Below are 17,414 nucleotides of genomic sequence, written 5' to 3'. Positions count from 1 at the left end.
ACGAATCAGCGCATCATTCTTCTGCCCAGGGCACACGGCAGGAGTCGGTGCTGAACCCCTGCTCGGTAATCCCCAACGCCGAATACATCCGGGCGCGCATGTTTTCGAGCCCGATCTGATAGGTCAGTTCCACGACGCCCGCTCGCCCGAACCTGCGCTCGAGATCCGCGACCTGTTCGTCCGTCACCCCGTTCTCCCCATGGGGGTCACCGGTCATGGCGTCGGCGTAGGCGATCGCGGCCCGCTCGTCTTCGCTGTACTTCGATGAATCCCGGTAGTTCGCGATCTCTTTCAACTTGTCGATGTCCAAACCGTCCAAGCGCGAGAGCATCGTCCCGAAGTCGACACACCACGAGCAGCCGACAGTCCAGGCGACGCGATAGACGGCCAGTTCACGAATGTTCGACGGCAGCACCTTCGACGCCTTCTGCACAGCCATTTCGTGGCGGGCAGCCGCTACGAACAATTTCCGATGGTTGGCCAGGACGGCAAAGGGCTCGGGGACTTCGTCGTACTGCCTGGCGGCGAATTTGTATGCCACTTTGATCAACGGACTGGCTTCTGACGGTGTCACTGCGGGAATGCGAGTCATGGCAAGCCTCCGTATGTTCTGGGGCACCGGATTCGATGCTCTCTACAGAGTTGGACGATGGCGGCGATTCAAACGTGACAAGCACCGCGTCCGAGCGGATGTGAGGATGCGGTGTCAGCCGACTAAGCTGCAAAGATGCCTTCGACGCCCCGCAACCGCACCGTCTCGCGTCTGCAGCCGTTCGCATCCACGATCTTCGCCGAGATGACAGCGTTGGCCACACTTCACGACGCGGTCAACCTCGGTCAGGGCTTTCCGGATACCGACGGTCCTGCGGCCATGCTCGAGGTAGCGCGCCGAGCCATCGCCGAGGGCGTCAATCAATACCCGCCCGGTCCGGGCATGCCCGTCTTGCGTCAGGCCATCGCGGAGGATCGGCGCATCCGCTACGGACTCGACAGTGATCCCGACTCCGAAGTTCTGGTCACCGTCGGCGCCACCGAGGCGATCAGTGCTGCGATTCTCGGACTGGTCGAACCCGGCGAAGAAGTAGTGCTGATCGAGCCGTACTACGACTCCTACGCTGCATCCGTCGCGTTGGCAGGCGCTGTACGTCGCACAGTTCCGTTGGTAACCGCGGGAGACGGATTTGCGGTCGATCTCGATGCATTGCGCGGCGCGATCACCGCCAAGACGAAGATGCTGATCGTCAACAGTCCTCACAACCCCACCGGCACCGTATTCACCGATCACGAACTTCGAGCGATCGCCGAACTCGCGTGCGAACGCGACCTGATCGTGTTGAGCGACGAGGTCTACGAGCACTTGGTCTTCGACGGCCTCACCCACACACCGATGGCGTCGCTCCCGGGCATGCGTGAGCGCACCGTCACGGTGTCCAGTGCCGCAAAGACTTTCAATGTCACCGGCTGGAAAACCGGCTGGGCGATCGGCCCGCGCGAACTCATCGACGGAGTCCGTGCCGCCAAGCAGTTCATGTCATTTGTTGCCGGTGCACCGTTCCAACCGGCCGTTGCTTACGCGCTCACCAACGAACAGCCGTGGGTCGTCGAACTTCGACAGAGCTTGCAAGGCAAACGCGACGTGCTCGGTAAAGCTCTGACCGAGGCCGGTTTCACGGTGCATTCCGGTGGCGGCACGTACTTCCTCCTTGCCGACATCAGACCGTTGGGCGAAACCGATGCGGGAGATTTCTGCCGCGCACTGCCCGAGCGGATCGGCGTCGCGGCCGTTCCGGTCGACGTGTTCGCGGACAACCGCGACGATTGGAAGCACCTGGTGCGCTTCGCCTTCTGCAAGCAGGACCACATTCTGTCCGAAGCTGCACGCCGTCTCCACCTGCTCCAAGGAGCAGCGCACCCATGACAGCGCGGACCATCCCGACCGCATTCGTCCACCGCTATCTCGCGTTCTCGCCGGACAACGACGTCGACTTGTCGGGTGCACTGCGCGCTGCCGGGATCGACCTCGAGACACTGTCCGACCCGCGCGCCCGGCTGACCCCGACTCAGGTCACCACGTTCATCCAATCCACCTGGCAGATCACCGACGACGAATTGTTCGGCCTCGGATCCGCCCCGGTCCCCCGTGGCACTTTCCGATTGATCTGCCTGACGTTGATCCATTGCCCTGATCTCGGATCGGCCTTCGCTCGAATGTCCGACGTGATCCGTGCGCTACCGGCTCTGGCCCCACTGTCGATCGAGAAGGGCGAGGAAAGCACTCGGGTGAGTTTCGCTGTCCGAGCTCGCGAAGGCGTCGCCGAACCTGATGTCGCAGAACGTGTCACAACCGATTTCGTCCTGATCTTGCTGCACCGATTTTCCGCATGGTTGATCGGAAAGCGCGTCCGACTTCGGGCGGTCGAGTTTCCGTACTCGGCACCGGATGCACGGTTGGCGCAGGACTACGACTACATCTTCGGAGCGCCGGTCACCTTCGGCGCGAAGCGCGCGGCACTGGAGTTCGACAACTCGGCCATGCGTGCACCGATCATCCAAACCGAGGAGACGTTGGAGGAGTACCTCCGAGAATCTCCGATTCAGCTCATGTCCGAACGTGATTACGACAGCACTGCGTCGGCGCAGGTACGACGGGTCCTGGAACTCGGGGTGAAGGGGCGAACCTCCACGGCCGAGGAGATCGCGGAGATGCTCTCGATCAGCGTTCCCCATCTGCGTCGACTGCTGCGGCGTGACGGAACATCACTCAATCAACTACGCGAGGAAGTGCTCCGCGACGTAGCCATCGCTGGTTTGCGGCGCGGAGAATCCGTCGAAGTACTCTCGGCGCGATTGGGGTTCTCCGAGCCCAGCGCCTTCCGTCGGGCCTTCAAACGATGGACCGGCGACACTCCGAGTTCGTACCGCTAGCTGACGCAGAACTCGTTTCCTTCGGGATCGGTCATCGTGATCCACACGCTCGGCCCCTGCGCTCCTCGGTGCAGGATCGTCGCCCCCACCGTCTCGAGGTGCGCTGCGACATCCTCGCGCTTGTCGCCCACTCGTATGTCGAAATGGAGCCGGTTCTTCACCGTCTTCGATTCCGGAACCAGTTGGAACAGAACGCGGGGACGTTCGGGATGCTCCGGATCGCTGATGGCCGCACCTTCGCGCCAGACGAGGACTCCCTCGAATGTCGTGGTGTCGGATTCCTTGGCGTGACCAGCGGCGACGAGACCCCTGATGAAGTCTTCGTCGCTGGGCTCCGCTGCCCACCCGAGTGCTGCGGCCCACCACTGCGCCTGTTCGTGCGGATGTGCCGAATCTACTGTGACTTGAAATTCGTATCCCATGTTCCGACGTTAACGCCGACCACCGACACCTAGTGAAGGTTCAGCCGAGCCCGGGCATCAGTCGACACTCTTGATGGTCTTCATGGTGATCAACGATGTCACCCGCGAGACAGCCGGAAGCCCGCTGAGCTTGGTGACCATGAAGTTCTCGTACGTCGCGAGATCTTTCACCGCGACGCGAATGAAGTAGTCGGGAATTCCGAACAATCTCCGACATTCGATCACTTCGTCGAAGGCGGCGACCTGGGATTCGAAGTCCTCGATGGTGGCCTGGTCGTTGACTCCGATCTCGGCGGTGACGATCACTTGAAATCCTCGGCCAAGCGCTTCCTGACTGACGATCGCGCGGTACCCGGTAATGATTCCGTCGGCTTCGAGCTTCTTCACCCGACGCAGGCAAGGTGAGGGTGTCAGACCCACCAGATCCGCCAACTCGGTGTTGGTCAAACTCGAGTCCTGGCGTAGGTGAAACAAAATTGCGTCATCCATGGCATCCATCGCACTATTATTGCGCACTGTTCAATATGTGGGCATTCTGAGCAATCGATCACCTCGATCTTTGTTATAGATTTGCGTCGTGATCGAACCAGCATCGTCGACGGCCGCACCGGCCGTCGAACTCCCACCGCGAACCCCGGCGTGGCGGCACGCCTTCCAGCTGTCGCTACCGGTTGGATTCGGCCTGCTCCCACTCGGGATCGCACTTGGTGTTCTTGTGGTCCAACAAGGGCTCAGCCCTTGGTGGGCAGTCGCTTTCACCTCGCTGATCTACGCCGGATCGCTGGAGTTTCTCGCGGTCGGAATGGTCGCGGCCATGACACCGCTGCCGTACGTTGCTCTGACCGCACTGCTGGTCAACTTTCGACATGTGTTCTACGCCTTGAGTTTTCCGCTGGAAAAGATTCGCAACCCCTTCGCCCGCTTCTACAGCATGTTCGCGCTGACCGACGAGGCCTATGCGATGTCGGTAACTGCCGATCCCAAGGCACTCACCGGACGCGTCATCGTCTACTCCCAGCTGTACCTGCACGGCTACTGGATCGGTGGCGCGATCCTGGGCGCGACGGCAGGACAGTGGATTCCGGACTCGATCGTCGGCCTCGACTTCGCCCTGACGGCGTTGTTCGTCGTCCTCTCGATCGAAGCGATTCGCGCACAAAACGGATTCGCGGTGCCGGTCGCCGCGGTCACCTGCGCTCTGGTCGCCCGGCTCGCAGCGCCGGACCACATGCTGCCAATTGCGATGGGCGCCTTCGTGCTCTTCCTGATCGGGCGCTTTGTCTACGACTCACGAAAGGCGAAGATCGATGCCTGACACCTCGTACATCTTTGCGGCGGTCGCAGTCATGGCCGTGGTCACCTTCGCGCTGCGCGCAATCCCCTTCGCCGCGCTCATGCCGCTGCGCTCCTCCGCCCTGGTCGGCTACCTCGGCATCTACATGCCGGCAGGCGTCATGTTGATTCTCGTCATGTATTCACTCAAAGGGGTGTCGATCACCGCCCCTTCTCATGGCCTACCCGAACTGATTGCAGTGTGCGCCACGATCGCCGCGCACCTCTGGCGAAAGAATGCCGTCCTGAGCATCGTCGTCGGAACGACGATCTACGTCGCGCTGGTCAATACCGTGTTCGCCTGAGCATTTCCCATCGACGAGCAAAATATCTTTACTCCCGAATGGGCAATTTGTAACCTCCAGGCGCTTATCTGAACAGTTGAACACTTATACGATTTCAGTAGCGTGGCCGCCGGCCGCGACTGAAAGATCGGTGAGGTTCGATGTCCACGACAATGACAACGACGGGCACCCGAATCGCCGGTGCTTGGCACAGTCTGGATCGAGGCCAGCGTCGAAGCATCATCGGGATGACCGTCACCGTCGTAGCGCTCAACGTCGTCGGGTGGGCAGTTCTTCTCGGCCTGGTTGTCCCCGGCCACTACACGATCGAAGGCAGTGTCTTCGGCGTCGGACTCGGTGTCACGGCGTACACGCTCGGCATGCGCCATGCTTTCGACGCCGATCACATCGCCGCTATCGACAACACCACTCGGAAGTTGGTAGCGGACGGCAAGAAACCGATGTCCGTCGGGTTCTGGTTTTCGCTCGGACACTCGACCATCGTCTTCGTACTCGTCGCCCTCTTGGCTTTGGGTGTGCGGCAACTGGCCACCAGCCTTTCCGACGACAACTCCGATCTGGAGAAGTGGACCGGCTTGTTCGGCACCACCATTTCCGGCACGTTCCTGATTTTGATCGGAATCTTGAACCTTGTCTCTCTCATCGGGATTCATCGGGTGTACACGAAGTACAAGGCCGGAACCTTCGACGAGGAACAACTCGAGAAGGAACTCGACAGCCGTGGCGCCTTGAACAAGATTCTGGGCCCGGTGATGAAGATGGTTCGCAAGCCCTGGCACATGTACCCGGTCGGCCTACTGTTCGGATTGGGATTCGACACCGTCACCGAAGTCGGGCTGTTGGTGATCGCCGGCGGCGCGGCGGCGACAGGGCTCCCGTGGTATTCGATCCTCGTTCTGCCGATCCTCTTCTGCGCCGGGATGTCGCTTTTCGACTCGATCGACGGATCGTTCATGAACTTCGCCTACGGTTGGGCATTTGCTCAGCCGGTCCGAAAGATCTACTACAACATGGTGATCACCGGACTCTCGGTGGCAGTCGCCCTGCTGATCGGGTCCCAGGAAATCATCTCGATTTTCACCGACAAACTCGACATTCACGACGGGTTTCTCGGCGCCATCGGGAACTTGGATCTCGGCGCGATGGGCTTCATCATCGTCGGACTCTTTGTCGCCACCTGGCTGATTGCTCTACTCGTGTGGCGGTACGGCCGCATCGAAGAACGGTGGCAGGCACAATCCGTTGCCGCCGCACCTGGATCGACCGCTGAATAGTTTGGCAATCCGAGTCTTCTACGCACATTCAGTGCGTTTCCCACATTTATCGAAAGACGCATCCCGCGGAGTTGGCGAGATGCAATAGTGGAGTTCGAACGGGGTCAGCCCCGGCTAGGAGAAAACGGTGCGGATACGTCATGCGGTAGTGGGTGTGGCAATCACGGGACTTGTTCTTGCAGTGGCAGGCTGCGGTAGCGGCGACGGCGAAGCTGCCGAGGGACCAGGGATCGCCGTGGCAGCGGAAACCAAGCAAGTTCCCGACCGGGTGACCGTGCATCGACCTGGCCTCATCGACACCAGCATTTCCCCGTTCGACGTGCCTGCATGGCCAGGGCCGCACCCCTCCGAATTCCTCGAGCCCAACCCGCCGTCGGGCGAGAGCGGTGAGATCGCCGGCGACCAAGCTGCGGCAACGTACGCGGCCTCGCTCGACAACCCCGATGCACTATGGAATGTCGGTGGAACGGTGGAGTGGCTGGTTGTCGATCCGCTTCCCGGAAGGTCTTCCATCTAGGTCTCCGCTCTGACCGACTCCAGACGATCTTTGCGAGTTCAGTCCCGCGACAACGCTGCACAGAATTCACCGGGTTGATCGACATGCAACCGCAACCCACCGATCATGGTGGAGCTAGATCCCTTCGACAGCCGTTTCGGGAGCGTGACCGAGAGCGGCCGATCGAAGTCTATGTCCACGACAGTGCCGTCGGGCCCCGGCAGAACCAAGCGATCGTCGACAATCACATTTGCTGTCTCACCGAACCTTCGGACCATGCTCGCCCGCGAAATCCGTGATCGGTCCACCTCGACTCGAATGCCCGTGCCGGAACGAAACACCACCGTTCGAGCCGAGACGAGATGCGGGTGCACGACGCGTCCGGCAAGCCAACCGCCAATCGCAATCAGCGACAACACCGTTGCAACGAGCAGCACGACGCGAAGCCACTGCCACGGCACCAGGAAGTGAATCGCCACGGCCTCGATCACACTCGCCGCAACAAATGCCACCGGTATCGACATTGTCCCCCTCGCGTAGCCGAAAGTCGCTGTATCACTGGAACCTCCGTCTCTCCGACCCGTCGAGAGCAACCACAGTGATCGGATCACGCCGTACCGCCTGACATGAGACGTGTTGCGACGCGCGCGACCACTTCACGTTGCGCTGGATCAGGCACCAGATCCGCGATCCCAACCGAGAATCCCACGCCTGCGGAGTCTCCGTCTGCGTACACATCGCCGAGCACCCCGTCCAGTGATTCCTCCAGTTCGTCCGACAAGTACGCGATCTCGTCTGCAACCTCGGCTACCTCGCGCCCAGCCAGAGCGGCGAAACGACGGTACAGATCGACAATTCTCTTCCGGTCGCCCTCGTCGGACAGCAATCGCGCAGCCGTGGAGAACAGTTCGTGTGGCGCTGCTCCCGAGATCGCCACCAATTCCCACATGTCGCGTTCACGCTCGAACAGACGCCGAACCGAATCCGTCGGGGACGACGCGATCAACTCGTCGAACGCCGACAGCAGCTCCACCGGAAGCGGCGAGACCACCCGGCCGGCGCCTCGCGCCGAGAGCATTTCCTGGAGGCGCACTCGCTGGTCTGCGAGGACTCGTTGTTTCCGGTCTATCTCCGCGATCAAGGAGGAAAGATCTTCGGCGAAGTCGTCCGGTTCTCGTGCATCGATCGGCGTCGGTTCGATCATCGCGGCAATGGATCCGAGTGGAATGCCGGCGGCGGTGAGCCAACGAATGCGCATCAGCCTGACCAGATCGGGAAGTTCGTAAGTTCTGTAACCGTTGGACAGTCGTCTCGGCTCGGCCAGCAACCCCAGTCGGTGATAGTGCCGAACGGTCCGCGGAGTGGTGCCTGCCGCACTGGCCACGTCGCTGATTCGCATACGAACAGCATTGACTATGACGCTACGTCATAGTCAAGGCCCGGCATGTCGGGCCTTGAGGCATAAGGTCCTGTTCTTCCTGTGAGGAGTTTCGCAGACGAATTTCGCGGGTATTGATCACTTGCGGCGGCGATTTCCAGAGCGAGGGGTCAGCCGCGCAAGGTCTGCCCCCGGCTGTCACTCGCCGGGTGGCGGGCCGCCAAAACCAGCGGGCCGCCGAAAACAATCTGTGCCAGGCGATGATTTCGATGCAAACGACACGACTCGACACCATCCTGATTCTGATCGTCGGGACGGCAATCGGACTGAGCGTCTGGCTGGCCACGCAGGAACCATTCGCGTCGATCGGACTCGGAATCGCAACGGTAGTGATCTGCTGGATCTCTTGCTCGATGATCCATGGCTTCCCACACCGATCGACGAAGGACATGCGTCCGCGCGAGAACCAGGATCGCGAGTCACCGAAACGGCGCTGACGCCGCGTAGGGATGAGGCCAACCGTGGAGGCCCGGACACAGCGAAGTGAGTGGTTCACCTACCGCAGGTGAACCACTCACTTCGGTCAGAGGATCACACCTCGTCAGGTCGCCAGGTCGCGACGGCCCAGATCACAGCGACGTCGAGGGCGATGATCACGATCGACCACAGCGGGTAATACGGCATCCACAGGAAATTCGCCACGATCGAGAGCGCCGCGATCACGAAGGCCATGCCGCGGGCCCACGCCATGCCGACGAACAATCCCAGCGACACCGCGATGCCGATGATTCCGAGCACGATGTGGATCCAACCCCATGTCGTGACATCGAATTCGAAGGTGTAATTGACTCCGACGATCAGCAGGTCGTTGTCTGCGAGAGCCGCGATGCCCTGCAGCAACGCGACGATTCCCGCGACGAAGAGCAGGCATGCTGCCGCCACCGTGGTCCCGATGGCAAAGCCTTGTCGGACAGGATGGTTCGCATGAGATTGGTGCGGAGCAGTCATGACATCCCCTTCTTCGGCGAAATAGCGTGAGAACAGTATTCAAAGCTTCACGCCGACGGACATCACCCAGCAAGGATGAACAGCCGTCCAGCACTGCAATCAAAATTCATGGGAACATATGTTCGATTTCGGTGTACGGTGGAGCCTATGACCGCCACGATGCAACCGTCTCTGTTCGACAACGGTGACCTCGGCGTTTCTTTGGCCGATCTCGACGGCACGGTGCAGCGACGCATTCTCACCGCCGGCGCATGGGTCGACCATCGCCCGGCCTGGCTCACCGGATCGGAGGCCGTGTTCGACAATCTGGAAGCCACGGTGCCGTGGCGTTCCGAACGGCGTCAGATGTACGACCGCGTTGTCGACGTCCCTCGTCTGGTGTGTTTCTACGCAGAGAATCAACCACTGCCGGACGCACTTCTCACCGAAGCCAAAGACGCGCTGAGCAGTCACTACTTCGACGAACTCGGTGAACCATTCGCCACGTCGGGTCTCTGTTTCTATCGCGACGGTTCCGACAGCGTTGCCTGGCACGGGGACGATACGGGACGAAGTCGCACCGAGGACACGATGGTGGCCATCCTGTCTCTCGGTGCGGCTCGCCCGCTCCTATTGCGCCCTCGTGGGGGCGGCGAATCCATCCGCTTCAATCTCGGACACGGAGATCTACTCGTCATGGGCGGATCCTGCCAACGCACGTGGGAACACTGTGTCCCGAAGAGTGCGCGGGCCCTCGGGCCGAGAATCAGCGTTCAATTCCGCACTCGCGGAGTTAGATAGCGTCGCGAAGTTCGTCTCGCAGCGCCTTCCGATTGAGCTTGCCGACGGCCGTCTTCGGTATGGATTCTGCAAAAACAACCCGACGCGGCTTCTTGTACGACGCCAGTCGCTCGCCGACGTGCGCGACCAATGATGCTTGCAGTACGTCGTTTTCGACGGTCCCGTCCTCGAGTACCACCACAGCCGTGACCGCCTCCACCCACTTGGCGTCGGCGGTACCCACCACGGCGACCTCACGGACAGACGGATGCGTCAGGAGTGCATCCTCGACTTCACGGGGGTAGACGTTGTATCCGCCGCTGATGATCATGTCCGAAGCTCGGTCCTTCAAGAACAAGAATCCTTCGGCGTCGAACTGACCGATGTCACGGGTGTGAACCCAGCCGTCTTCGGTGAAGGTCTCCGCATTCAGTTCCGGCGCATTGAAGTATCCGGCGATCGCCGATGGCGAGCGGATCACGATTTCACCCGGTTCTCCCTGGGGCACTTCGTTTCCCTCACCGTCGAGCAGCCTGATCTCGACGTCGATGGCCGGCTGACCACAGGACAGCAGGCGATCTTCCGTGTGATCTTCGGGCCGTAAGACTGCAATACACAGCGGTGCCTCGGTCTGCCCGTAGTACTGGAGAAAACGGTGTTGCCCCCACGCCTGCATTGCACGTTCGATGGTGGCCAGCGGCATCGGCGACGCACCGTAGATCACGGATTTCAGACTCGAGACGTCTGCGCTGGCGAAATCAGGGCGTTCGAGGAGCATCTGAATCATCGTCGGCACCAGATTGATTGCGGTGGCACGATGCTCGGTTATCGAGTTCAAGAACGTCGACGGGTCGAAACCGGGGAGGATGACGGTCTTACCGCCACGGAGCCAGAATGGAAGCACGAAGACACCGCTGGCGTGAATCAGTGATGCTGCGTGCAACATCGTGTCGTCCTGAGTCGCCGGAAGCAGATTGAGCAGAACATTGCGGCAGATGCCGGCGTAGCTGCGCTGAGTGTGCTGCGCGGCCTTCAGCGTTCCCGTGGTCCCGGAAGTGAACAACGTCAGGATCACATCGTCGGGAGCTAACTCGACGTCCGGTGTGTCCGACGGCATGCTCTGTGCTTGGTCGAGCAGCGAACGCTGCCGCGCCGAACCTGTTTCCAGCCCGATGAACGTACGTTCGGGGAACCTGGCGGACAGTTCAGCAGCTCGGCCGGCAAGGTCAGTACCGAAAACGACGTGCGAGGTGTCGGTGTCCTCGAGCATTCGTGCGTGCTCGTCGAGCGAGAGTCGCGAGTTGAGCGGAACCCTGTTGATGCCGGCTTTGACGCACGCAAAATCGACAGGCACGCTGGCAAGAGAGTTGTTGACCAGCAACGCAACCCGTGCGCCACGCCCGATACCGAGCGCGATGAATGTGTGCGCCAATCGGCTGCTGAGTTCGTCCACTTCCGTGAACGTCATCGATCGATCGCCGAAGACGACGGCTGTTCTCGGTCCGTGCTGTCGCGCACCACGGGCGATCAGATCTCGGGTTATGGGCATCATGGTTCAGTTTCCTCGTTCGAATTCGGGTTGTTCTCGAATCGGCCGTGCCGGCCGGCGCCCGCGGCGAACGCAGCAGCGCCGCGCACACCTTCGGCGATGACAATGGGATTTCCCGCGACGCCCTCGGCGCGCAGTGCTTCGGCAAGTGGTAGATCGAAAGATCGGTAGGCCGATGCGCGATCCGCGAGCATGCAGAGTTGCGGGAAAGCGGACAACTGGTGCGCAAGCTCCTTGGCTACCTGGAGTGATTGTCCCACTGGAACAACACGATTGGCCAGTCCGAAGGCCAGCGCCTCCGGAGCATCGACAGGACGCCCGGTCAAGATCATGTCGAGCGCTCGCCCCTGCCCGACGATTCGCGGCAGGCGCACGGTCCCGCCGTCGATGAGAGGAACCCCCCAGCGCCGGCAGAAGACTCCGAAAACGGAATCCTCCTCGCAGATCCTCAGGTCCGCGAGCAATGAAAGCTCGAGCCCTCCGGCCACTGCGTATCCGCTGACGGCGGCGATCAATGGTTTGGACAACACCAACCGACTCGGCCCCATCGGGCCGGTGCCGCCGCCTTCCGGATGCAACTCGTGCACGCGGGCGGGGTCGGAGACTGCGGTCAAATCCGCACCGGCACAAAATGTGCCGCCCGCACCCCACAGAATCGCCACCTTCTGACTCTCGTCCGACTCGAACTCCAGGAAGGCATCACGCAACTGCGCCGCCATCGGCCCATCCACCGCATTCTTGCGATCAGGGCGATTCATCACGATGACGGTGACGCCACCGTCACGCTCCACATAGACATCGCCACCTGGTCGATCGGAGTCGGTCACGATATTTCCTCACTGCTCGCGGATAAGGTTTCCCGGTACCCACCATGCCACTTGTAACAGAATTTGTCAGGAGTTGTTCAAAAGTTGTTACAAACTGATCGAGGAATGTCCGCAACCCGAGTTGTGCTGGACCTCGCAACAGCGAGCCCGGACACCGAGTTCAGCACCGCTGTGCTGACCCGGGCCGGCGAGATCGTCGGCGTCAGCGCATCGAGCATTCGCGTGGCAGCGGGCCGCCTGTGCCGAGAGAACAAACTGCGTCGTACCGCTCGTGGAACGTACGTCCTCAACCCGGACGGCATCCCCACCTACAGCGAGGTCGAGGGGTGGCGAACTCGTACCGATCGCATACGCCCCTGGGACGGCACCTGGATCGCCGTCGAGCACTCGGGGCTCAAACGAAGCGACCGCACTGCCGCCCGCCGGCACGATCAAGCGCTGCGACTGGCGGGTTTCGAGGAGTGGAAGCCCACACTCGCAGTCCGTCCGAACAATCTCCTCGGCGGCACGGGCAGCGCCCGCCGCACTCTCCACCGACTCGGCGCCGCCTCCGAATCGGCCGTCATGGAAATCGCTCACCTTGCCCCCGAGGATGATTCGACAATCCGCACACTCTGGAACTCGGAAGCATTGTTGGCCGACATCGCCGAGGCCCGTGAAGCACTCACACAGGCGCAAACACGCCTGGCGACAATCAGTCGCGAGGAGGCGGCCCGCGAATCACTTGCTTTGGGCAGCGCGGTGATCGCGGTCATCGTGCGCAATCCGCTCCTTCCGGAAGAACTCGAACCGACGCAGCCACTGCGTGAACTGATCTCGCACATGCTCGAGTACCAGGACGCATCTCGCGAACTGTGGCAGTCACTGCTCGAGTTCTGATCGATTTGTCCCAGAAGGTAATTCAGTATGTTGCGCGGCCGCCGCTGGCGTCGTACACGGCGCCGGTCGAGTAACTCACCGCCGACGACGACAGCCAGGAGATCAGTTCGGCGATTTCGTCCGCCTTCCCCATCCGTGCCATCGGCGTCAAAGACTGCGAACGGGCGAGGATGGCCGGATCGGTGCCGGCATTCATAGGACTTTCCACCGCCGCCGGAGCTATCGCGTTGACCAGCACACCGGTGGTGGCGACCTCTCTGCCGAGCGATTTCGTCAGCGCGACGACTGCCGCTTTGGATGCGGAATATGCACTCTGATTCGGGTTTCCGTCCTTGGCCGCAATACTCGCGAGATTGACGACCCGTCCCCACCCCGACGCAACCATTCCCGGCACGAACGCCCGGCACATCAGGAAGGTCCCTTCGACGTTGATCCGGAACGTACGCTGCCAAGCCACAAGATCTACGTCGACGAGTGGCGCTGATGGTCCGACGATTCCCGCACTGTTGATCAAGATGTCGACTCTGCCGAGTCTGGTTCGAAGCGCATCGACTGCTGTGGGATCGCTCACGTCGAGTTGTTCGTCCGCGCCTTCGGCAAGATCTGCCGTTACCACCCGAACTCCCTTCTCCGTCAACAGCTTTGCACTGGCGGCGCCGATTCCGCTCGCACCGCCCGTAACGAGCGCGGTAACACCCTCTGGGTAACCCTGCATCGCATTCACTCCTGAGTTTCTGTGCGCTTCGCACTCAATTTATGTTGCAAACAGGCATAATTGCCGTCACACTGTGTAGAATTCTGAATATATGGCGTTTGTTGTCAACGTCAAATACCTGGAGGCCTTGCCGATGGAAACCCGCTGGTTGCACGCGTTTGTCGCGGTTGCGGAAGAACTGCACTTCGGGCGGGCCGCATCACGGCTCCAGATGGCCCAGTCGCCGCTCAGCCAGATGATCCGAAAGCTCGAAAAGGACATCGGCGTCAAGTTGTTCGAACGAAGCACTCGCAGCGTCGCACTCACATCCGGCGGACATGCCTTTCTCCCCCACGCCTATCGCGTCATCGAGAACATGGAGACGGCACGACACGCTACGCGCGCGTCGTCGGGAGGCGTCTACGGACGAGTCACAATCGGGTTCACCGGAGTGCTCAACTATCAAGCACTTCCGCCACTGACACGCGCGTTGCGTCAGCGTTATCCGGAAGTCGAACTGACACTCCTCGGCCGGATCATGACGCGCGACGCGGTCATCCAACTCGAGAGCGGCGCCCTCGATCTCGCGTTCGTCGGACTACCCGTGGAATCCGCATCACTGTCTACCCGGCTCATCCGACGGGAGGCATTCGGCGCTGTGCTTCCGATCGACCATCCCCTCGCAGAGAGAGACGCGATCGACCTACGCGAATTGGCCGACGACGGATTCGTGACCACCCCGCTCTCGGCTGGCTCGGCCCTCCAGGAAACCGCGATGCGCGCCTGCATGAACGCAGACTTCAGGCCTCGCGTCGTCCAGGAGATCACCGATCCGTACATGATCCTGATGCTCGTTGCCGCCGGCGTCGGTGTAGCGCTGATGACGTCCGGTATGGCTGCTATCACCCCACCTGGCAGTGTGTTCGTCCCACTCACCGGCGAGCCGACGTTCATGAATCACGGAATTGCCTGGTCACCGCGGCACATGACCGATGCGCTCGCCGTCGCATTGGAGACATCCGAGGAAATTCTGCCGACGCCGGATATTGAGACCAAAAACGTCATTATCTGAGACTCATTTAGTGTTGGACGCGCCATAGTCCTTCGTGGCACTGTCGTCTCAGCCGCCGAAAGGTGAGGGACGTCACCGATGCGTGGTGCATCTCCAAACGTGCCGCCACGGCCGGCCCATCGGGACGAAAGGACTTCACATGGCACCTCCGATCACCTCCACCGGATCCACGAACTCGACCGAGGAACATCCGAATGCGAACGCGCGCCGCGCCGCCGTTTCGGGCTTCCTCGGCAGCACCCTCGAGTACTACGACTTCTTCATCTACGGCTCCGCGGCCGCGCTGGTGTTCCCCAAGATCTTCTTCCCCGGCGGCGGATCAACGGCAACCCTGCTCTCGATCAGCACCTTAGGTGTCGCCTACGTCGCCCGCCCGCTCGGCGCGGTGCTGTGGGGTCACCTCGGCGATCGGTACGGACGCAAGAACGCGCTTCTCGCCTGCCTGCTCCTCATGGGTGTTGCGACGGCCATCGTCGGTTGCCTGCCGACCTACGACCAGATCGGCATCGCCGCGCCGATCATTCTCGTCTTGCTTCGCCTACTTCAAGGGCTCTCTGCCGGCGGTGAATCACCCGGCTCTTCGGCACTGACGCTCGAACACGCACCTGATCACCGTCGTTCGTTCTTCACCTCGTTCACCATGAGCGGGATCATGTTCGGCATCGTCGTCTCCAGCCTGGTATTCATCCCAGTGGCGAGCCTGCCCGACGAAGACCTCTACTCGTGGGGTTGGCGAGTTCCCTTCTGGCTCAGCATCATCGTGACCGTCGTCGCGCTGTGGCTACGTCGCGCCCTGGATGAGCCGGAGGTATTCGAGGAACTCAAGGAACAGGACGAGACGGCCGGAATTCCCGTCGTCGAGATGTTCCGCTCGCACTGGCGCACCGTGATCCGTATCAGCATGAGCTCGACCTTCGCGATGATCAACACCATCGTCAACGTCTTCGCCCTGGCGTACGCCGTCGAATCCGGCTTCGAGCGCTCCACGATGCTGTGGGCAATCGCGACCGCCAATTTTGTTGCCGTACTGACTCAGCCGCTGTTCGGCATCCTCTCGGATCGCTACGGACGCAAGCCCATCTTCGTCGTCGGCGCGATCGGAGCCGGCCTGATGATCTTCGTCTTCTTCCATTCGATCGGAACCCAAAGCGTCCCCATGGTCTTCGCTTCGGGAATCGTCATGATCGGCATCTTCTACGCCATGCCCAACGGCACGTACCCGGCGTACTTCCCGGAGCAGTTCCCCGCGAAGGTCCGATACACCGGAATGGCCATCAGCCTCATGCTCGGACTCCTTGTTGCCGGCTTCACACCGGCTATCGCTCAGGCGATTTCAGCCGGAGACAAGAGCAACTGGACACCGGTTGCCTGGATGTGCCTGGGCTTCGCCGTCGTCTCCGCCATCGCGGCAATGACCGGACCGGAAACGTACCGCACGCCCACAGCAGAACTGGGCCAACCGAAGCCGAGCCTGCCGATCAAGCAGGACTCAGAGCTCACCAGCAACAACGCTTGACCGGACCGGCCCCTCGCGCTGAATTGCCGCGAGGGGCCGTCCCCACTTATGCAGGAGAATGTCATGACCACCGAATACACACGTCACCGTATCGGCCTTGTCGGGTCGGGTATCGCCACCTCACTCTCGCCCGCGTTGCACGCACACGAAGCAGCAGCACTGGGACTCGACGATTACAGCTACGAACTGGTAGATCTCGAGAACCTGAACATCTCGGTCGAGAAAACCGGTGAGGTGGTGCGTGGCGCCGTCGCGGGCGATTTCACCGGACTGAACATCACCCACCCGTGCAAGCAGGTTGTCGTGGACGCGCTCGACGAGCTGTCCGACAACGCGCGGTTGCTCGGTGCCGTCAATACGGTTGTGGTCGACAACGGCCGTTTGATCGGCCACAACACCGATCACAGTGGATTCCTCACAGCACTGCAGCGCGGTTTGCCCGACGCCGCCCTGGACCGAGTGGTACTCGCAGGTGCTGGCGGGGCGGGTTCCGCCGTGGCGTACGCACTCGCCGCCGCCGGTACGACGGATCTTCGCATCGCAGATATTGATCCCGATCGCGCTGCCGATGTGTGTTCTCGCGTCGCCTCGGCCTTTCCTGTAACGCGCACAACGGCTTTGGCGATCGATGAGATCGCTGTCAACCTGACTACGTGCGACGGCGTCGTCAACGCATCTCCGATCGGGATGGTCGGCCATCCCGGAACTCCGTTCGACCCCGCGGCGCTCAACGCGGGCTTGTGGGTCGCGGACATCGTCTATCGGCCGATGCGCACCGAATTACTCGACGCTGCAATTACTCTCGGATGTAGAGTCCTCGACGGTGGCCAGATGCTGGTGGCTCAAGCCTCTGACACCTTCACACTCCTGACGGGTGTCGAAGCCGATACGGATCGCATGCGCAGCCATCTGAGCGAGCTGCTCTCCGAGACGGCATGCGCATGAGCACAACCGAACACCTACCTTCTCGCGAAGTAC

Annotated in this window: 21 protein-coding genes; 12 read left to right on the top strand and 9 right to left on the bottom strand. The window is 61.2% G+C overall.

Annotated features, from left to right (window positions below):
• Positions 1–13 precede the first annotated feature (13 nt).
• On the bottom strand, positions 14–592 hold the full coding sequence (locus tag G4D79_RS12115) for a carboxymuconolactone decarboxylase family protein (RefSeq protein WP_007733549.1): 579 nt from the start codon (positions 590–592) through the stop codon (positions 14–16).
• A 135-nt stretch (positions 593–727) separates the two neighbouring features.
• Between G4D79_RS12115 and G4D79_RS12110 the strand changes: the two genes are divergently transcribed.
• On the top strand, positions 728–1,918 hold the full coding sequence (locus G4D79_RS12110) for a pyridoxal phosphate-dependent aminotransferase (protein WP_003939670.1): 1,191 nt from the start codon (positions 728–730) through the stop codon (positions 1,916–1,918).
• Positions 1,915–2,925 (top strand): AraC family transcriptional regulator, encoded by a 1,011-nt coding sequence (locus tag G4D79_RS12105; RefSeq protein WP_003940556.1) that lies wholly within the window; start codon positions 1,915–1,917, stop codon positions 2,923–2,925. Before G4D79_RS12110 ends, G4D79_RS12105 begins: the two co-directional genes overlap by 4 nt.
• Here the strand turns inward: G4D79_RS12105 and G4D79_RS12100 are convergent.
• Complete coding sequence (locus G4D79_RS12100) at positions 2,922–3,347, bottom strand: VOC family protein (protein WP_099698064.1); 426 nt, start codon at positions 3,345–3,347, stop codon at positions 2,922–2,924. The two genes, G4D79_RS12105 and G4D79_RS12100, sit on opposite strands and share 4 nt — an antisense overlap.
• Positions 3,348–3,404: 57 nt before the next feature.
• The gene (locus G4D79_RS12095) at positions 3,405–3,845 is read right to left on the bottom strand and encodes an Lrp/AsnC family transcriptional regulator (protein WP_020970517.1); all 441 of its coding nucleotides are present in this window, start codon (positions 3,843–3,845) and stop codon (positions 3,405–3,407) included.
• Positions 3,846–3,924: 79 nt separating this feature from the next.
• On the opposite strand from G4D79_RS12095, the gene G4D79_RS12090 reads away from it, so the two are divergent.
• From G4D79_RS12090 to G4D79_RS12075, 4 genes are all read left to right on the top strand, one after another.
• A complete protein-coding gene (locus G4D79_RS12090) occupies positions 3,925–4,662 on the top strand; it encodes an AzlC family ABC transporter permease (protein ID WP_003940360.1) in 738 nt (245 codons plus the stop codon).
• Positions 4,655–4,984: a branched-chain amino acid transporter permease gene (locus G4D79_RS12085; RefSeq protein WP_003940007.1), complete on the top strand. Its 330-nt coding sequence runs from the start codon at positions 4,655–4,657 to the stop codon at positions 4,982–4,984. Before G4D79_RS12090 ends, G4D79_RS12085 begins: the two co-directional genes overlap by 8 nt.
• A 140-nt stretch (positions 4,985–5,124) precedes the next feature.
• Entirely contained in the window at positions 5,125–6,258 is a 1,134-nt protein-coding gene (locus G4D79_RS12080) for a HoxN/HupN/NixA family nickel/cobalt transporter (RefSeq protein ID WP_099698065.1), read from the top strand.
• A 127-nt stretch (positions 6,259–6,385) separates the two neighbouring features.
• Positions 6,386–6,775 (top strand): hypothetical protein, encoded by a 390-nt coding sequence (locus tag G4D79_RS12075; RefSeq protein ID WP_099698066.1) that lies wholly within the window; start codon positions 6,386–6,388, stop codon positions 6,773–6,775.
• Between the two features lie 38 nt (positions 6,776–6,813).
• On the opposite strand, the gene G4D79_RS12070 is transcribed toward G4D79_RS12075, so the two are convergent.
• Positions 6,814–7,278 (bottom strand): hypothetical protein, encoded by a 465-nt coding sequence (locus tag G4D79_RS12070; protein ID WP_099698067.1) that lies wholly within the window; start codon positions 7,276–7,278, stop codon positions 6,814–6,816.
• Between the two features lie 83 nt (positions 7,279–7,361).
• Positions 7,362–8,153: a MerR family transcriptional regulator gene (locus G4D79_RS12065; protein ID WP_099698068.1), complete on the bottom strand. Its 792-nt coding sequence runs from the start codon at positions 8,151–8,153 to the stop codon at positions 7,362–7,364.
• Between the two features lie 248 nt (positions 8,154–8,401).
• On the opposite strand from G4D79_RS12065, the gene G4D79_RS12060 reads away from it, so the two are divergent.
• Positions 8,402–8,629 (top strand): hypothetical protein, encoded by a 228-nt coding sequence (locus G4D79_RS12060; RefSeq protein ID WP_020970523.1) that lies wholly within the window; start codon positions 8,402–8,404, stop codon positions 8,627–8,629.
• 94 nt (positions 8,630–8,723) lie between these two features.
• Here the strand turns inward: G4D79_RS12060 and G4D79_RS12055 are convergent, their stop codons facing one another.
• Positions 8,724–9,140 (bottom strand): hypothetical protein, encoded by a 417-nt coding sequence (locus G4D79_RS12055; protein ID WP_007733561.1) that lies wholly within the window; start codon positions 9,138–9,140, stop codon positions 8,724–8,726.
• A 147-nt stretch (positions 9,141–9,287) separates the two neighbouring features.
• Between G4D79_RS12055 and G4D79_RS12050 the strand changes: the two genes are divergently transcribed.
• Entirely contained in the window at positions 9,288–9,920 is a 633-nt protein-coding gene (locus G4D79_RS12050; RefSeq protein WP_029256052.1) for an alpha-ketoglutarate-dependent dioxygenase AlkB, read from the top strand.
• On the opposite strand, the gene G4D79_RS12045 is transcribed toward G4D79_RS12050, so the two are convergent.
• Positions 9,913–11,451, bottom strand: coding sequence for a class I adenylate-forming enzyme family protein (locus G4D79_RS12045; RefSeq protein WP_099698069.1), 1,539 nt, complete (start codon positions 11,449–11,451; stop codon positions 9,913–9,915). The genes G4D79_RS12050 and G4D79_RS12045 overlap by 8 nt on opposite strands.
• Positions 11,448–12,275 (bottom strand): crotonase/enoyl-CoA hydratase family protein, encoded by an 828-nt coding sequence (locus G4D79_RS12040; protein WP_054825536.1) that lies wholly within the window; start codon positions 12,273–12,275, stop codon positions 11,448–11,450. The genes G4D79_RS12045 and G4D79_RS12040 overlap by 4 nt, the downstream gene beginning before the upstream one ends.
• 105 nt (positions 12,276–12,380) lie before the next feature.
• On the opposite strand from G4D79_RS12040, the gene G4D79_RS12035 reads away from it, so the two are divergent.
• On the top strand, positions 12,381–13,154 hold the full coding sequence (locus G4D79_RS12035; RefSeq protein WP_054831252.1) for a hypothetical protein: 774 nt from the start codon (positions 12,381–12,383) through the stop codon (positions 13,152–13,154).
• Between the two features lie 22 nt (positions 13,155–13,176).
• On the opposite strand, the gene G4D79_RS12030 is transcribed toward G4D79_RS12035, so the two are convergent.
• Positions 13,177–13,869, bottom strand: coding sequence for an SDR family NAD(P)-dependent oxidoreductase (locus G4D79_RS12030; protein ID WP_099698086.1), 693 nt, complete (start codon positions 13,867–13,869; stop codon positions 13,177–13,179).
• A 133-nt stretch (positions 13,870–14,002) separates the two neighbouring features.
• Between G4D79_RS12030 and G4D79_RS12025 the strand changes: the two genes are divergently transcribed.
• The 3 genes from G4D79_RS12025 to G4D79_RS12015 all read left to right on the top strand — a co-directional run bounded on the left by G4D79_RS12025 (position 14,003) and on the right by G4D79_RS12015 (position 17,381).
• Positions 14,003–14,920, top strand: coding sequence for a LysR family transcriptional regulator (locus G4D79_RS12025; RefSeq protein WP_054831264.1), 918 nt, complete (start codon positions 14,003–14,005; stop codon positions 14,918–14,920).
• Positions 14,921–15,059: 139 nt separating this feature from the next.
• Positions 15,060–16,436: an MFS transporter gene (locus G4D79_RS12020; protein WP_099698070.1), complete on the top strand. Its 1,377-nt coding sequence runs from the start codon at positions 15,060–15,062 to the stop codon at positions 16,434–16,436.
• Between the two features lie 63 nt (positions 16,437–16,499).
• Positions 16,500–17,381 (top strand): shikimate dehydrogenase, encoded by an 882-nt coding sequence (locus G4D79_RS12015; RefSeq protein ID WP_099698087.1) that lies wholly within the window; start codon positions 16,500–16,502, stop codon positions 17,379–17,381.
• Positions 17,382–17,414 lie beyond the last annotated feature (33 nt).

It is taken from the genome of Rhodococcus sp. WY5 (genome assembly GCF_018588185.1).
In the GTDB taxonomy this organism is placed as follows: Bacteria; Actinomycetota; Actinomycetes; order Mycobacteriales; family Mycobacteriaceae; genus Rhodococcus_F; species Rhodococcus_F qingshengii.
This window is presented reverse-complemented; position numbering and strand designations above follow the sequence as displayed.

What these genes read in the sequence shown, in the direction of transcription:
- G4D79_RS12055 (WP_007733561.1), bottom strand. Translation starts at nt 9,140, where the DNA reads ATGACTGCTCCGCACCAATCTCATGCGAACCATCCTGTCCGACAAGGC.
- G4D79_RS12105 (WP_003940556.1), top strand. Translation starts at nt 1,915, where the DNA reads ATGACAGCGCGGACCATCCCGACCGCATTCGTCCACCGCTATCTCGCG.
- G4D79_RS12035 (WP_054831252.1), top strand. Translation starts at nt 12,381, where the DNA reads ATGTCCGCAACCCGAGTTGTGCTGGACCTCGCAACAGCGAGCCCGGAC.
- G4D79_RS12115 (WP_007733549.1), bottom strand. Translation starts at nt 592, where the DNA reads ATGACTCGCATTCCCGCAGTGACACCGTCAGAAGCCAGTCCGTTGATC.
- G4D79_RS12095 (WP_020970517.1), bottom strand. Translation starts at nt 3,845, where the DNA reads ATGGATGCCATGGATGACGCAATTTTGTTTCACCTACGCCAGGACTCG.
- G4D79_RS12110 (WP_003939670.1), top strand. Translation starts at nt 728, where the DNA reads ATGCCTTCGACGCCCCGCAACCGCACCGTCTCGCGTCTGCAGCCGTTC.
- G4D79_RS12065 (WP_099698068.1), bottom strand. Translation starts at nt 8,153, where the DNA reads ATGCGAATCAGCGACGTGGCCAGTGCGGCAGGCACCACTCCGCGGACC.
- G4D79_RS12030 (WP_099698086.1), bottom strand. Translation starts at nt 13,869, where the DNA reads ATGCAGGGTTACCCAGAGGGTGTTACCGCGCTCGTTACGGGCGGTGCG.
- G4D79_RS12060 (WP_020970523.1), top strand. Translation starts at nt 8,402, where the DNA reads ATGCAAACGACACGACTCGACACCATCCTGATTCTGATCGTCGGGACG.
- G4D79_RS12100 (WP_099698064.1), bottom strand. Translation starts at nt 3,347, where the DNA reads ATGGGATACGAATTTCAAGTCACAGTAGATTCGGCACATCCGCACGAA.
- G4D79_RS12020 (WP_099698070.1), top strand. Translation starts at nt 15,060, where the DNA reads ATGGCACCTCCGATCACCTCCACCGGATCCACGAACTCGACCGAGGAA.
- G4D79_RS12080 (WP_099698065.1), top strand. Translation starts at nt 5,125, where the DNA reads ATGTCCACGACAATGACAACGACGGGCACCCGAATCGCCGGTGCTTGG.
- G4D79_RS12085 (WP_003940007.1), top strand. Translation starts at nt 4,655, where the DNA reads ATGCCTGACACCTCGTACATCTTTGCGGCGGTCGCAGTCATGGCCGTG.
- G4D79_RS12025 (WP_054831264.1), top strand. Translation starts at nt 14,003, where the DNA reads ATGGAAACCCGCTGGTTGCACGCGTTTGTCGCGGTTGCGGAAGAACTG.
- G4D79_RS12070 (WP_099698067.1), bottom strand. Translation starts at nt 7,278, where the DNA reads ATGTCGATACCGGTGGCATTTGTTGCGGCGAGTGTGATCGAGGCCGTG.
- G4D79_RS12015 (WP_099698087.1), top strand. Translation starts at nt 16,500, where the DNA reads ATGACCACCGAATACACACGTCACCGTATCGGCCTTGTCGGGTCGGGT.
- G4D79_RS12050 (WP_029256052.1), top strand. Translation starts at nt 9,288, where the DNA reads ATGACCGCCACGATGCAACCGTCTCTGTTCGACAACGGTGACCTCGGC.
- G4D79_RS12045 (WP_099698069.1), bottom strand. Translation starts at nt 11,451, where the DNA reads ATGATGCCCATAACCCGAGATCTGATCGCCCGTGGTGCGCGACAGCAC.